Origin of the sequence: Pseudomonas sp. 3296, assembly GCF_031456615.1 — a bacterium.
Classification (GTDB): Bacteria; Pseudomonadota; Gammaproteobacteria; order Pseudomonadales; family Pseudomonadaceae; genus Aquipseudomonas; species Aquipseudomonas mucoides.
Genome location: NZ_JAVDUY010000005.1, coordinates 169,346 through 184,401, shown reverse-complemented (window position 1 = coordinate 184,401; position 15,056 = coordinate 169,346). Strand labels below are relative to the sequence as shown.

8 protein-coding genes are annotated in these 15,056 nt (G+C 59.1%); 2 read left to right on the top strand and 6 right to left on the bottom strand.

What is annotated here, in order from left to right; translation table 11 throughout:
• Window positions 1-53: 53 nt before the first annotated feature.
• Both J2X66_RS14945 and J2X66_RS14940 read left to right on the top strand, forming a co-directional pair.
• Window positions 54-4,169, top strand: a complete 4,116-nt coding sequence (locus J2X66_RS14945; protein WP_310265603.1) for a neuraminidase-like domain-containing protein — start codon at window positions 54-56, stop codon at window positions 4,167-4,169.
• Window positions 4,166-8,230 (top strand): hypothetical protein, encoded by a 4,065-nt coding sequence (locus J2X66_RS14940; protein ID WP_310265600.1) that lies wholly within the window; start codon window positions 4,166-4,168, stop codon window positions 8,228-8,230. Before J2X66_RS14945 ends, J2X66_RS14940 begins: the two co-directional genes overlap by 4 nt.
• Window positions 8,231-8,239: 9 nt before the next feature.
• On the opposite strand, the gene J2X66_RS14935 is transcribed toward J2X66_RS14940, so the two are convergent.
• Genes J2X66_RS14935 through J2X66_RS14910 form a run of 6 tightly spaced genes read right to left on the bottom strand, consistent with a single transcriptional unit; the run spans window position 8,240 to window position 14,956 of the window.
• Entirely contained in the window at window positions 8,240-9,571 is a 1,332-nt protein-coding gene (locus J2X66_RS14935; protein WP_310265599.1) for a DUF58 domain-containing protein, read from the bottom strand.
• Complete coding sequence (locus J2X66_RS14930) at window positions 9,568-10,569, bottom strand: MoxR family ATPase (RefSeq protein WP_310265596.1); 1,002 nt, start codon at window positions 10,567-10,569, stop codon at window positions 9,568-9,570. The genes J2X66_RS14935 and J2X66_RS14930 overlap by 4 nt, the downstream gene beginning before the upstream one ends.
• Window positions 10,566-11,729 (bottom strand): DUF4350 domain-containing protein, encoded by a 1,164-nt coding sequence (locus J2X66_RS14925; RefSeq protein ID WP_310265593.1) that lies wholly within the window; start codon window positions 11,727-11,729, stop codon window positions 10,566-10,568. The genes J2X66_RS14930 and J2X66_RS14925 overlap by 4 nt, the downstream gene beginning before the upstream one ends.
• Window positions 11,726-13,270: a DUF4129 domain-containing protein gene (locus J2X66_RS14920; protein ID WP_310265591.1), complete on the bottom strand. Its 1,545-nt coding sequence runs from the start codon at window positions 13,268-13,270 to the stop codon at window positions 11,726-11,728. Before J2X66_RS14920 ends, J2X66_RS14925 begins: the two co-directional genes overlap by 4 nt.
• Window positions 13,257-14,234: a stage II sporulation protein M gene (locus tag J2X66_RS14915; RefSeq protein ID WP_310265588.1), complete on the bottom strand. Its 978-nt coding sequence runs from the start codon at window positions 14,232-14,234 to the stop codon at window positions 13,257-13,259. Before J2X66_RS14915 ends, J2X66_RS14920 begins: the two co-directional genes overlap by 14 nt.
• A complete protein-coding gene (locus J2X66_RS14910; RefSeq protein ID WP_310265586.1) occupies window positions 14,231-14,956 on the bottom strand; it encodes an RDD family protein in 726 nt (241 codons plus the stop codon). The genes J2X66_RS14915 and J2X66_RS14910 overlap by 4 nt, the downstream gene beginning before the upstream one ends.
• Window positions 14,957-15,056: the final 100 nt, after the last annotated feature.

Sequence of the window (15,056 nt, the reverse complement as noted above, 5' to 3'; positions counted from 1 at the left end):
CGTGGCATGCGCCAGGACGAGCCGTGGAAAATTGATACTGACAGGAGACGGTGATGGCCAAGCAATCGTTCGATGACCTGGCGGCTCTACGGCGCAATGCCTTGATAGACCTCAGCCTGAATGCCAAACACACCAACGAAGGATGGCCGTATCCGATGAAGCTCAAAACGGCCGATGATCTGTTCGAATGGCTGCGCTCAGACCCTCTGGACAGCCAGCAGATCAAGACCTCCCGGGGGGCGGAGGCGGGGAGCTGCCTGCAGCAATACATCCATGCGGTGTATCAAAAGCTCGAACCGGGTTATAGCGGCCGCAAATTTGACCCGGACGACCTGGAAGAATGGAACATCGCCAGCAGCTACGGCTCCTGGTCGGCGAGCCAGTTGCTCAAGTGCACACCCGCGGATTACATCACGCCTATTGTGCGCATTGGCAAAAGCAGTTTGTTCAAGACGCTCGAGAGTCATCTGAATCAGACGCGCCTGACCACGGATTCGGTGCAACAAGGGGTGCAGGAGTATCTGCGCACCTTCGAGGAAACCTGCAACCTGAATGTGCTGACCTGCTACATGGATGGCTCGAACCCGAAGAACAGTCATTACTACTTTGTTGGTCGGGAGCGTGTTGCACCCTATCGCTATTTTTGGCGCAAGGCCGACATAGAGGTTGCCGACACTTCTGAAGCCGTAAACCCTACCGCATGGGGAGAGTGGCAACAGGCGGACATCCCGACCGACGAAAGCGTGCTGGACAGCCGATTGGTGTTTTGGGAGGGCCGTTTGTGCATGGTCTGGGTCGAGTGGCGCAACGCGCTGTTTGACAAGCTTGTCGATGGAACGCTGCAAAAACCTTATGAGATGGAAGTCAAAGTGGCTTTCATTGCGTTGAACGGGCGTTGGTCACCGCCTATCCGCTTGCATCTGGCCCAATTTGACCAGGACGTATCGCAGGACTGCCGGCTGGTGGCGGTGGTCTTGCGCAATGAGCTGGATACCCGATACCCCGAAGGCCGGCTGGCCGTGCATGTCACCAATGGCAATGCTGGCACGGGTAAACCGGTCGGGTCCGTGGCGATCTACGAAACCCGCGATCCGTTGCTGCGCAAACTGTCGGACGCAGGTCCGGTCATGGATTATCTGGCGAATGTGCTGTTTGCTGACCCTCTCACGGTTCAGCGGAGGATTGCGCCAAGCCAGTTTCCCGCCGTTACAAGCGCCGTCGGCACAGGAGCATTGGCCGATCACCTTGGCATCAAGGCTTACATCGTTGCTGACGGTACTGAGTATAAGCTGCGTGTTCAGGGATTTTGTGAGCTTAAGGAACCAGGCAAGTCAGGGACACCGGAGCAATTCACGCTGGAGGTGAAATACGCGACAGAAACCGAACCTCCCATTGAAGGCAGCTATTCCAACAACGGAGGCTGGTCGACGGATTGGCTGGAAGTGAAGAGACCTTCTTTTGTCAACTACACGATTACTTGCACATTAACCGGCGTCAGTTCAGGGGGAAGAACCGTTGTTTTACTGGTCCCGGCAACACTGCCTGCCCAGGGATCTCTGCCGTTCATCCACAAACCCGCGGCGGGTGCGCCGGATAAAGGCGCGCAGTTTCTGGGTTTCAACCAGCCTGAGCTGACCAAGCTCAAGTATGTTCGGCTGAACACGCTGATCGGTGCGGACCTGGTGTTTCGCTCCAATATATCGATGGGGGCCGTGCTCGATTGGTCCACCCAATTCCCGGACGTGCCCCCGCTTCCTGAAGGGACAGAACCCAACGGCCCGTTTGACAGCAGCAACGGTTTGTTTTTCTGGGAGCTGTTCTTCCATTTGCCGCATCTGGTGGCGTCTCGCTTGAGCGATGAGCAGCGTTTTCTCGAGGCCCAGCAATGGTTTCATTACCTGTTCGACCCTCAGGCGCCCGCCGAGGCGGCCGACGGTAGCGTCGGTGCGAAGATCGCGTATTGGCGATGCCGGCCATTGGCGGTGAAACAAGGCACGATTGAGTACGAGGCCTTTGCCCCCACCGACCCGGATGCGATTGCTTACTCATCGCCGCGGCATTACCAAATCGTGATTTTTCTCGATTATGTCCACAACATTATGGCCTGGGGCGATTGGCTGTACCGTCAGTTGACCCGCGACAGCCTGGCGGCTGCGAAGCTGCACTATGTACGCGCCCTGTCTCTGATGGGGCGGGCGCCGGACGGTCGAACCCGTAACAATTGGACACCCCAGCTATTGAAGGATCTGGTCGCTGAGGTCGACGCTCGATCGGCACTGGCCGATTTTGAAAAAACACTGTTGCTGGAGGCGAACCCGCTGCCCGTCACGACTGCCCGTTTTCTGCACCCGGGTGTGATCGGCACGTCATCGTTCAAATTGCCATTGAGCCCGCGCTTGCGCGAGTCCTACGACTTGCCAGCCAACCGCATCTACAACCTGCGCAACAACCTGACCATCGACGGCAAGGAGTTATCGATTCCACTGTTCAGTGCCATGGACCCTAACGCCTTGTTGAACCATCTGGCGGCGGGCGGTACGGGAACAGCACGACCGATGGGGGGCCAATTGCGCGTGGCTGCGTTTCGTTGGCGAGTGTTGTTCGACGTGGCGATGCGGTCCGTGCAGTTGCTGCAGGAGTTCGGGAATGAGGTGCTGCGCCTGCTCGAACAACGGGATCGTGTTGAGCTGGAAGAAACGCAGCAGCGGCATTTGACCGAACTGGGCGACTTTGCCCGTCGGTCGCAAGAAGAATTCCTGGAGCAACAGCGCGAAAGCCTGAAAGCATTGCAGAGCAGCCGGACCATGGCGCAGGAGCGGCAACTGCATTACAGCCTGTTGCACACCGGCAATATTTCTGACGATGAATACAAAGTCATGAAGGCAATCGACGAGGCTAATACGCTGGCAAGTGTTTCGACCGGGTTCAGGATCGCCGGGTCTATCATTGCCGCATTTCCCAACGTTTTCGGGATGGCAAATGGTGGTCACCGACCCGATGCTTTGCCCGATGCGGTCGCGTTTGGCTTCCAGATAGGCGCGGAATCGGCGCGCTATCGAGCCGAAAAAACAGAGCGCTCCGAAAACTATCGTCGGCGCCAGCAGGAGTGGGGGCTGGCAAGGGATCAGGCCAGCGCTGAAATGAACGCAATCGATGTTCAAATCGTCGCCCAGACGCGCGCTATCGCTGCGGCCCAGGCCAGTCTGGATCAAACCCTCAAGGCCAACGCCCAGGCTCTCAGCCAGTTTGAATTTCTGAAAACACGGGCGACGAACCTGGAGTTGTATCGCTGGTCGATCGGTCAACTCAAGACTTTGCATTTCCAGGCCTACGACGCCGCCGTGGCGTTGTGCCTGACTGCGCAGACGGCACTTCAGGCCGAAACCTGTGACTTCAATTCAAGCACCATCCGGCCGGATGTCTGGCTCGATCAACGTCACGGTTTGATGGCAGGCGCTTCTTTACGCGCGGATTTGTTGCGCATGGAGTCGGATTATCTGCAGCGTTATGAGCGGCGACTGGAACTGGTCAAGACCATCTCCCTGCGCCAGTTGTTCGACGACGTCACCACAGGGCAAACGGGTTTCGACAGCTGGGATGAAGCCGTCGACGAATTGAAAAAGACCGGCATCCTGAACTTCGAGTTTCGCCAGTTACTGTTCGATCGTGACTACCCCGACCACTACTGTCGGCAGATCAGTGCCGTCGAAGTGACGCTGCCGGTGCTCAAGCCTGCTTACGAGGATGTCAAGGCCACGCTGCTGCAAGTGGGGAGCTCCACGGCCACGCAACCGTCGTACTCGTCGTTGGACTATTTATATGGTTCTCACAACGAGGTGGCGCCAGCGGATGTGTTGATCAATTTGAGCAGCGGTCAACGCGTCGCCTTGTCTGTCGGGCTGGACGACAACGGCGCGGCTGTCTTCAAACCCGAGGACGGCTTGCTCGCCCCGTTCGAGAACACCGGCGCCGTGTCACGATGGAAGCTGACGTTTCCCTGGCCGAAGCGCACCCGCCAGGCCGCCATGCTGGCTTCGATGACCGACATCCTGGTCAAGGTTACTTACACCGCCAAGGTCGGCGACGCTGCGTTTGCCAAAAAAGTTGAAGAGTGGGTGATCAAGGCTGATTCGAAGACCGAACTCGAACCAGAGGTGAAGCCATCATGAAAAAAATGCCTGATAACACGAACCAAAACCTGGCGCTCAATGGGGATTTTCAGAAGGCCTATGACCACTGGAAGGTGGGGGCTGGCAGCGAGTCAGACTTCCAGGTGAAGGGGGACGAATGGCAAGGAGGTCCCATCAGGTATGCACAGCTCAAGAACGCTGTAGCGATTTTTCAAACGATGAACGTTGAGGTCGAGCCAGCAGAGGGGGCGCAGTATCACCTGCGTTTTCTTTACCAAAACACCTTCAAGAGCGCGCCAGGTAAAGTACTGATCGGCAAAAAAGGCGTCGACGATGTCGATAAGCTGAGCATCGATTTGCCCTCCACGGGAGGGAGCACCAACGCGGAGCCCATGGCGGTCGACCTTCACGAGTTGGCGCATTACTTGCCGCTCGACCTCGTCCTTCATAAAGGTGACGATCTAGACATTACCCTGATCAGTCCGGGAAGAACGTCAGAGGACGGCTCCTCTGCGGATATACGGCTGACCCGCATCGAGCTTCATGTGGAGTTGGCGCCGCTGCGATTGCTGGGATGGGTCCATGACGACCAGCGCTTTGATGCGGGCCAGGTACTTCATCTGTGTCTGGGGGCCACGCAGGAACAACGTCATCAGTTGAAGTTTGACGTTCACCCGCAAAGTGAATGGGTGGGCACCGATGCCTCGCTTTGGGCTGAGGACAACCCGCAAGAGTCAATAATTACCTCACCCGACCTTGGGATTAACCAGTCGATCGAGCAGCCATGGTTGCTCGATTGCCCCCTACTGGAAGGCGATGCGCCTTACCTGTTCGATTTGAATATTTACAGCAAATACACCGCAGAACCTTACCCTGTTGCAGTTTCGCTGGGACATCATCGGCTGACGCTGAACGTACTCAAAGGTGCCACCTTCTGGCCGGTTCTGGAACATAACCAGACGGTGCCGCTGCAGGTTCAGGTTTTGTCACACTACACCGGCCAACCGGTTTCGGGCGTGGAGGTGACCTGGTGTCTGGGTCAGGACGTGCTGCATAGTGGCATCTCCGATGGCGAAGGGAATGCGTATTTCGACTACACCCCCGACACTGATGGGCTGCAGACCATTGAAGTCTCGGTACCGAGTCCTTACTACAACCACGCTGTCGTGCGAAAGTCACTCGACGTCCTGGTGCTCAAGGACGATCCATTGAAAGCGGTGCAGGTCCGGTTCGAGCGTATGGAGGCCGCTGCCTGGGGCGAAAAAACCGGGTATCCCGACCGTGGCAGTACGTACTCGTTCAGCTTGATTTTCCAGGCGGCGAGCCCGTTGTTGGGGGCGCAAATCGCCGTGGAGTGGAGAAAGGGAGGTTACCTGCCCGAAGATCTGGGCATCACTTCGACGCCTGATTTTGGCGAGCTGAAGAATGTCACTGGCGATGAACTTGAATGGACACTTGTCTGCGGCGATGTGCTGGATGCGCCATTTGGCTTGTTTCTGTCCTGCCCGATGCTGCTGCGCGAGTCGCGTGACAACACCCTGTCGCTAGCGCGTAACAACCTCAAGATCGGCGAGGTGCGTGAGGCCAACAAATCACCGGCAGTGGATGAGCTCGATAGCGTGTACTGCATGGTGCAGGTGCTGACGCTCAACAATGAACCGGCGCTCAACGTTCAAGTGGATTGGGTCTTGTCCCAAGGCACCTTCACTTCCTACACCGGCGTCGGAGGCTGGGCCAGTGCATTCGATACACCGACGGTCGCGGGTGCTTACGAGATGGTGGCGCAGGTCAACGTCAGGGAAGGCGCGCCCCCGCTGACTCATTCCTTTGCGATCATTGCGTTGGCCGCCAGTGAATGGAAGGACGACATCGATTTCGTCTTTGATCAAAACATCATAGACAGCCGAGGGGTGGGTATTTTGTGCTGGCGAGGTGGGCCCCATACCTTCAGGGTTGTCCCGAAACACTCAGACAGCCCGTTCATTGGGCAGATGATTACCCTGAATTGGCGCCAGGATGTCGACCCGAACTTGGGGCTGGTTTTTGATCCGCCAATAGGAACGCCTGTTTTACTGACGCAAGAGGGGCATCAATGGGCAATCACTTCCGGCGTTGACCGTAGCGGCATTTTTGAGCTGGAGGTTGAAAGCGGATACCAGTCGCGCAAACGGGAGCTGACTGGCCGTTTGATGGCCAAGAAATTCGATGATGAGGTCGAGCTGGTGTTCGACCAGATGACTTCGCCGATTGGTCGAAGCACTTTTTATCCGTGTATTGGCGCGACTCATCAGTTGACCCTGTTGCCGCATGCGTTCAGTCCGTTGCAGGGGCTTGAAACGTATTGGGGCCCCACCCCCTCAGTGCCATTACCGGAAAATATAGAAATCACTCCAGTCGGTACATCGCCCGCACTCATCACCGCAGGGGGCTCGCGATACACGTACAACAGTTTGGCCAGTTCGGAAAAGACACTGCTTAGAATTTTCTACAACTTGCATAAGTTCCACTTCAGCACTACCCCCCAGCATTTTCAACTGGATCACAACAAGGTGAAGGTGGGTGCTGTGCGCCAGGCGGCGATTGACCCTGTGATGAGTAACGGTGAACGCGCCTGGTTGCAGGTTCAGTACTTGTCATGGTTCACCGACTTGCCCGTCCCGGGAATGCCTGTGCAGTGGAACGATACGCGGTCGCTGCAGGCCCGGTCAGAGACTGATTTGGAAGGGTGGGCAGGTCATGACTATGAACCGCTGGTGCCTGGGCCGAATACGGTCAGCGCACGGGTGGTGAATCTTTATGACGGAAGTTCTGTCAGTGATGACTTCGAGGTCTTGGCCCTTCCTACCGATCCTTGGCGGGACCTCGGCGTCAAGACGATTGACGATCCTGACGCTCATTCCTGGGCTGAGAGAACGTTCTTTCCCCGGCGTAACGGTCAGTTCGATCTTGTCCTGTCGGCGAACGAGGACAGCTATCTGCGGGGGCAGAAACTGGCGCTTGGTATCTCGGGCGCGAGGCCCAGTGAGCTGGGGTTGACGATGGGCCCGGTCACGTTCGGACAGTGGCGAACGCTGATCGATGAATTGCCCTGTACGCTGACCGCCGGTGACGAAAAGGATGGAGGGTTTTCCTTCCAGCTGGCGGCCTCGCGACTGCTGGCGCTGTCACCTCGTAATGCTGTGTCACTGGGGGCGGGGTCTAGAGCCATCAAAATGTCCGCCGTTAGCAGCAGCATGCAGGTTTATGACTGGGGCTCAATGGTTGCGTGCCAGGTCACCGTTCGGTCGGCCTTATCAGGTAAGCCCGTCGTCGGGATGGACGTTGAATGGGAGGGGCCGGATCTGGAACGGGTGTCAACCGTGACCAATTTCTATGGTGTGGCGAGCGTCCGTTTTGTGCCTGCTTTTTCCGGTTTAGGCCAACTGACGGCGATGGTCGGAGAGGCGACAGCGTCGGAGTCGCTGGCGTTTTTCTATACCGTGAATGAACCACGTGAAATTTTTGAGCTGGTCAGTCCTGAAGTGGTTGGTTTGCCGGGGAAGGAGGTCATTGCAGTAGTTAAAGTGGTATCTGGCCGTACCGGGAAGGTATTGGAAGGCGTGATCGTCGAATGGAGATTTGAGGGCGTGCCGCTTCAGCCATCCCGGACCGGTATTGATGGCAAGGCGCTCATTAAATTCCAGCTTCCAGATGGTGAGGGTGAACGGGCATTGATCGCGTCTGTCCGGGGTGGTCTTACCGGAACGGATGCAAAGCTGTTGGTGTATGTAGTGGACAGCGTTCGGATTGAGCGACTCGAGTCCAACGGTGGCGACGTTGTGGAGGTAGGAGGGACGGTGTATGCATACGCCGTCATTCGTTCCACGACGACCAACCTTCCCGCGGATGGGGTAGAGGTCTTTTGGTTTCAAAACGGTGTCTCGAAGGGCCCGTCGACAAGGACCAACGAACACGGTCTGACTTACAAAAATTTTCCAGTCTATATAATTGGTGAGGTCGAATTTGAGGCTGAAGTGCGTGATCGGTATGGCATGCCAATTGATAGGGTGAAGTTATCGATCCTGGTCATTCCCTCTCGTCCAAAATCTGACACCCTCTAGGCATTGGCATCACAGAATGCCTGCTTTTTTCCATCCCAAATACCGCGTCACCAACTCGGCCCCCAACTCTGAGGGCCGGGCATCCACCACCGGTACTCCATGAGCACTCAGCCGCTCATGGAGTTCGGCCCGCGCATTCAGGTAATCCACCGTCCCGCAATACGCCAGCGCCTCCGGCAAGGTTTGCACCGGCGCGTGTCGCAGGCTGTCGAGCAAGTCCTCCCGCAGACTCGCCACCAGCACCCGATGCAGTTTGCTCAGGCGTTTGACGGCGGTCAGCAGTTCTTCGTCGTCTTCGTCGCGCAGGTTGGTGACCAGCACCACCAGCGCTCGGCGTTTCTGGCGGGCCAGTAGTAGCGTGGCGGCCGCCTGGTAATCGGCGGGGCGCTGGGTACTGTCGAGGTCGTAGACGCTGTTGAGCAAGACGTTAAGCTGGCCCGTGCCTTTGACCGGGGCGAGGTAGTGCGCTCGATCACTGGCGAAGGTGCTCAGGCCCACCGCATCGCCCTGGCGCAGGGCGATGTAACTGAGTAGCAGACAAGCATTCAGTGCGTGATCGAAATGCGCGAGTTCACCATCCTGGCTGCGCATGTGCCGGCCGCAGTCGAGCATGAAGATGATCTGTTGGTCGCGCTCGTCCTGATACTCACGGGCAATCGGTGTGCGCTGGCGGGCGGTAGCTTTCCAGTCGATCTGGCGCAGGCTGTCGCCTTCACGAAATTCCCTCAGTTGATGAAATTCGAGGCCCAGCCCCCGCCGTTGTTTTTGGCGTACACCGAGCTGGCTGATCCAGTTGTCCACCGCCAACAGTTCGCCGCCATAGAGGCGAGCGAAGTCGGGATAGACACGGGTGGAGTCGACCGCGTTCAACAGACGTTTGGCTGACCATAATCCGAGCGGGCTGGGCAGGCTGATTTCGCAGTGTTCGAAGCTGAAGTGGCCGCGTTTGAGCGGGCGCACTCGATAGCCAATCTGGCTCTGTTGACCGGGTTGCAATTCGACGGTCAGGGGCAGGTTTTCAAAACTCAGTCCCGACGGCACATGGTCGAAAAGCTGCACGTTCAGCGGTTGGGTGAACGCATGTTCAACGTCCAGCCGCACTTCACTCCAGCGACCCAACGCGAGGCTGCCGGGCATGTGTCGGCGCAGGCGCGGCGAGGGCAGGCGTTTGAGGCGCAAGGCGTCGAGCACGGCCAGCGCGAACAGGGCCAGCAGCAATCCCCAGTTGATCGACAGAAGGGTCGACGGGACGGCAATGTCCAGCGCCCGCAGCGCGCCCAGCACGATGCCGATGGCCAACAGCATTGCCAGCCAGATCAGTAGCAGGCGCGAGGGTTTCACAGACGCGGCGCCGGGACTTGGTCGAGCAATTGCCCGAGCACCTGATCGACGTTCAACCCTTCGATGTCGAGTTCCGGCGCGATCCGCACGCGATGGCGCAGTACCGCCAAAGCGCAGCCTTTGATGTCATCCGGAATCACGAATTCTCCGCCGCGCAACAACGCTCGGGCGCGGGCACAACGGACCAGTGCGATGGTCGCCCGAGGGCCGGCGCCAAGGATCAGCCCCGGCCAACTGCGGGTGCTGCGTGCCAGTCGAACGGCGTAATCGAGCACCTGATCGTCCAGCGGCAAATCACTGGCAATACGCTGCAAGGCCAGCACGTCCTTGGCTTGCATCAGGGTGCGCAGCGGTTGCACATCGAGCATGTCGGCGCGGGTCGAGCGGCTCACCTGACGGACCATGTTCAGCTCTTGCTCGGCGTCGGGGTAATCCATGCGCACCTTGAGCATGAAGCGGTCGAGCTCGGCCTCGGGCAGTGGATAGGTGCCTTCCTGTTCGATCGGGTTTTGCGTGGCAAGCACCATGAACGGTTGCGCGATGGGCAGGGCGCGGCCTTCAAGGGTCACTTGCCGTTCCTGCATGGCTTCGAGCAGCGCGGCCTGGGTTTTCGCCGGAGCGCGATTGATCTCGTCGGCCAGCAGCAGATTGGTGAACAGCGGGCCTTTGCGCAGTTTGAATTGCTCGGTGTTCAAGTCGTAGACCGCGTGCCCGGTGACGTCGCTGGGCATCAGGTCGGGGGTGAACTGGATGCGTGCGAACTCGCCGCCGAAACACTTGGCAAGGGCGCGCACCAGCAAGGTCTTGCCCAGCCCCGGCACACCTTCAAGCAACACATGGCCGCCGGCAATCAGCGCCGTCAGCACATCGTCGATCACGGTGTCCTGGCCGATCACGGCTTTCTGCAATTCGCCGCGCACCGCCTGGGCCAGTTGACTGGCACGCTGGCGTTGCTGCGCGACGTGCGTCGGCGAGCCGGGCTCGATCTGTTCACTCATAGCGTGTTCCTCAAGGTTTGCAGGTGGGCGACCTGACGGCTGAAGTCAGCGCTGGACAGCCGCTGTTTCGGTCGTGGGCTCATGGCCTGGCTGATAGCGCGTGTGGGTTGGCCGGTCAGGCGTGCGAGCACCAGCCACTGCTCGGCGACGCCGAGTTGTTCGAAACCGGGATGACGGCGCCGCACACGGCGCAGGATGTCTTGTTGCAAGGCTTGCAACAGGTGCTGCTGACCCTGGCGACGCAACATGAAATCGGCGCTGGCGCGCAGGTGTTCCTGGAGTTGGCGACGGCCTTTCGTGGCGGGCTCCAGCAGCGGCCCCTGGCGTATGCCAACGTGCCAGAGCCCGAGGGCGATCAGCGCAATCAAGGCCACCAATGCCTGTGGGAAATAACGCCACAGCAAGGTCAACAGGCTGTCGTGATCGGTGTTGAACAACACCGTCACGCTTGTGTCCGCCGTCAGATACCACAGCAGCCACGCGTTGTCGTACTGGCCGATGGCAGGGGTTTTCCAAAGGTCGGCGTCGGTGACCACGATGATCGAACCGAGCCCGTGGTTGATCTGCATCATGTGCGTGGCCTTGCCGCTGTTGGCCCAGGATTGCGCGAGGTTCTTCGGGTCTTCGAGGTGGAATGCCGTGTCGAAGCTGGCGTAGGCCGGTGCTTCTTCATCTTCCAGATACAGCTTGGTCAGTTTGGGGTAGGGATCGTCGAGGATGTCGGGCGGTGGCTCCTTGAGGTCCTTGCTCAAGGTCTGGTGCAACTGCACCCGGTCGAGCAGCAGGTCGTTGCTCTGGCCGGTCTTTTCATCCCACAACGACTGGGCGACAAACAACAAACGGCCACCGGCCCGAGTCCAGTTCAACACCTGATCAATCTGGCGTGGGGTCATGTTGTAGCGGTCACCCAGCAATAGCAGGCTGTGCCGACGGGGATCGAGGGTGGGTAACACGTCAATTCCATTGGCATGGCTGACGGTCAGGTCCTGCTTGCGCAAAAAGTGTTCAGCGCCGAGGTAGGGATTGGCCTGCGCTTCAGGCGATGGGCCGTGATCGACTTCCTCCTGATAGGGCGTGGCTTTCAGGTACAGGTAAATACCCAGTGCGCCGACCAGCAGGGCGATGACCAAGCCGACAAACAACCCTGAACGCCGGCTCAATGGGCGGCTCCCGGGCCGAACAACGTTCGCCAGCCGTCACACAGTTCCTGTTGTGAATGCGCGGGTGGAAGACGATGACCGTAAGCCATGTTTTGCCAATGACGAGTCAGGGTTTTACTAAAGGCCAGCAACGCCGGTTGTTGCAGTTGTTCGATGCGTTGGAGGACTTCGCCTTCGGTATCGGCGGTTTTCAGCGCCATGTGGTGGTCGTGCAGCAAGTGGCTGAGCAGGGCGCGATAGAGCAGACCAAGGGCTGCGCGCGGATCGGTTTGCCAGAGGCTTTCGGCGCTGGCGGCAATGTCGTCGGGCAGGGTTTCACGGTTGAGGTCCAGGCCAAACGCTTGGTGCGGTATTGGACGGGCGACTTTGCTTTTCAATGAGGGGCGACGACTGACGAACGCCTGCAACCAGTCACGGTAACGCCAGATCAGAAGGCCGACGCCAGCCATCACCGCGCCCCACAGCAGCACTTCAATCAGGGTGGCGAGGACGCCGAACCGCTGGCTGTCGAGGAGTGCGAGCAACGCCTTCAGCCATTCGGGTGTCTTGCTGTCGTCCGTGGTTTTGGTATCGGGTTTTTCTTCGCCAAACCGATAGCGGGTCACCGTTTCCTTGTTCTTGAACGGTGGCTGTTCGAGGAGGGCCTTGATGCTGTCTTTTGACGCCTGGCTGGTCAGCGGTTGATTGAGCAGGCGTGGGCTGTCCGGTGTGATGACGGGCTCCGCGGCCCAGCCGTGTTGTGTGCCCGGTACCCACAGGATTGCCGCCAGCAACAGGGTAAGGGCGGTTGTGCTGAGGCGTTGGCGCAAACGGCGGAACACCAGTTCGATGTCCCACGCTTCCAGCACCGTGCGGCGGTTCAGGTAAAGACTGAAGCCGCAGGCCACATAGATCGGCTCCCAGACCATCAGCACCAACACGTAAAAAGCATTGATAAGGTGTTCCAGCCATCGCCAGTCCTGCACGGCGGCGGTGATCAAGGTCTGCCAGCTCCAGTCGAGTTCGATCTGCTGCGGCAGGAGCAGGTAGAACAGCACCATCAGGCCAATCCACAGCGCGCTCTCCAGGTGCACACCGATAATGGTCAGCCATTGTGCGGCACCGGCGTTGCGCTGCAGCAGTACCTGCAAGCGCTGTTCGCGCGTGTGACCGTGGAGGCCTTCGAGTTGCACCACCGGCATCACAAAACTGCGGCTCAGACTCAGGCGGCGCCAGGTCAGGCTGGCCAGCAGTTGCGGCTTGAGCAGGCGCGGCCATTCGCGCAGCGCCTGTTTGAGTGTCGGCGTTTCACCGAACAGGCTTTTGGACAGGATGTACAACGGCAAGCGATCGAATGCCGGTTTAAGCCACCAGAAGAGGAACACGGCAAGGGACGGCGAATCCCAGAAGATCGCACTGAGCAGGGCGAAGATCGGCAAGGTGACGATGGCCCAACTGGTCATCAGCAGGCGACGATGGCGCTGGCTCATCAGCACGCCCAGGTCCATGGCTTCCCAGGTGGTGCGCGGACGGATCACGACGGTGGCGTCACTCAGGCGCATGGCGAGTTCGTCCGGCAAACAGCAAATAAGTCGCGACCAACGCCCAGAGCGCGGCGCCGACCAGGTATTTGGTCATGGGCTGCGGTGCTGTCATCGACGACCAGTACGCTTCGATAAACGCGGCAATCAAAAGAAACAACATCACACCGCAGATCAGCAGCACGCTCTTGCGTGCCGCCAGTCGAAGCGCTTCGGCGCGGGGCAGGCGTCCCGGCGCGATCAATGCCCAGCCCAGTTTCAGGCCCGCGGCACCGGCCAGGGCAATGGCCGTCAGTTCAAAAGCACCGTGGCCGACCACGAACGACCAAAAGGTTTGCCCGTAGCCGACGTGCGTCAGGTGCCCGGCCACTGCGCCGATGATCAAGCCGTTGAACAGCAGGAAAAACACGCTCCCCAGACCGAAGAACAAACCACTGGCAAAGGTCTGAAAGGCGATGCCGATGTTGTGCATGATGTAGTAACCGAACATCACCCAGTCTTCACTGGCGGCGCGTTCCGCCGTGCGTCCCAAATGGCCGGCGACGGGGTCGTACATGCTTTGCATCTCGCTGACCTGCTCGGCCGGGATCAGGTTGTAGACCAGGTCCGGGAACAGATACACCAGCAGCGCAAAGCTGATCAGACTGCCAAAAAACATCAGGCCGGCGGCCAGCACGAACCGCCACTGTTCACGCACCAGGCGCGGGAAGTCGGCCAGGATAAAGCCCAGTAGGTTGGCGCCCAGTCGGCTGCGGTGCCGATACAGCTGTTGATGCCCACGCAGCACGAGTTGCTGCAAGGAATCGATCAGGAAACTGCTGTAGCCGCGTTCCCGAGCCAGCGCAAGGTGTTGGCAAAGCTGCCGATAGTCCTTGGGAAAACCGGCGATTCGGGAGGCGTCCTTGCCGCGCTCCAGTCGATCCAGTGTCAGGGAAAACTCTTCCCACTCGGCCCTGTGGTGGGTTTCGAAAAGGCTTTGCTTCATGCGGGCCCCAACAAGCCGCGGGCGATGCCGTTGAGTGCGACCACCGCGTGTGGCGCAGGGACCTGCAACGGTTGAGCCAGGATCGACGCCAGTTCATGTGTACGCGCCTCGGAGAGTTCACCCTGGCGTTCGGCGAAAGCGAGGATGGCGCGTTGTTCGGGCAGGGTCAGGGTGAAGGCCGGGCGCAAGGGGGGGGCTTCGGGCAGTTGCGGTCGGGTGAGCGTTTGTTCGCGGTAGATCACCAGCGTGCCGGCGGCCAGGTCGCCGAGGCGTTTGAAGGTCGGGTGTTGCAGGCAGCTGATGGCCCCGAGGAAATAGCCGAATGGCAGCAGGTCGACAAATCGCAACAGGTTGCGCAGCAGCGAAGCGGACCAGCCGATCGGCGTGCCGTCGTCCTGCACCACGCGCAAGCCCATCCACTGTTTGCCCGGCGAGCGGCCCTGATTGAGCACTTCGAACAGCACCATGTACCACCAGCTGACCCCGAACAGCAGGATCGAGCCCAGCCCGGCGCCCAGCTTTCCGAGAAACGCCAACACGATAAACAACAGGCCGAGGATCAGCCCGCGTATCCCTAAATCAATGGCGAACGCCAGCGCACGGACCATCAACCCGGCCGGTCGCAGTGGCAAGTCGATGCCTTCGGGCGTTTCGACTTGATGCCGCGTATCCAGTGGCGGGGACAGCGTCGCTTTCCTTGGCAGTGCTGTGGTCTCGAGCATGGGCAACCTTATGTGGCCTGTTCGGGATTCGATGTCTATCCGATGCTAGCAGCCTCTCGGGGGAAAACGACATAACTATGTATTGCACGGTGAGTGGCCA

Bases quoted from the DNA above. Each gene is read 5' to 3' on its own strand.
- J2X66_RS14945 (WP_310265603.1), top strand. From the start codon at position 54: ATGGCCAAGCAATCGTTCGATGACCTGGCGGCTCTACGGCGCAATGCC.
- J2X66_RS14940 (WP_310265600.1), top strand. From the start codon at position 4,166: ATGAAAAAAATGCCTGATAACACGAACCAAAACCTGGCGCTCAATGGG.
- J2X66_RS14930 (WP_310265596.1), bottom strand. From the start codon at position 10,569: ATGAGTGAACAGATCGAGCCCGGCTCGCCGACGCACGTCGCGCAGCAA.
- J2X66_RS14920 (WP_310265591.1), bottom strand. From the start codon at position 13,270: ATGCGCCTGAGTGACGCCACCGTCGTGATCCGTCCGCGCACCACCTGG.
- J2X66_RS14915 (WP_310265588.1), bottom strand. From the start codon at position 14,234: ATGAAGCAAAGCCTTTTCGAAACCCACCACAGGGCCGAGTGGGAAGAG.
- J2X66_RS14910 (WP_310265586.1), bottom strand. From the start codon at position 14,956: ATGCTCGAGACCACAGCACTGCCAAGGAAAGCGACGCTGTCCCCGCCA.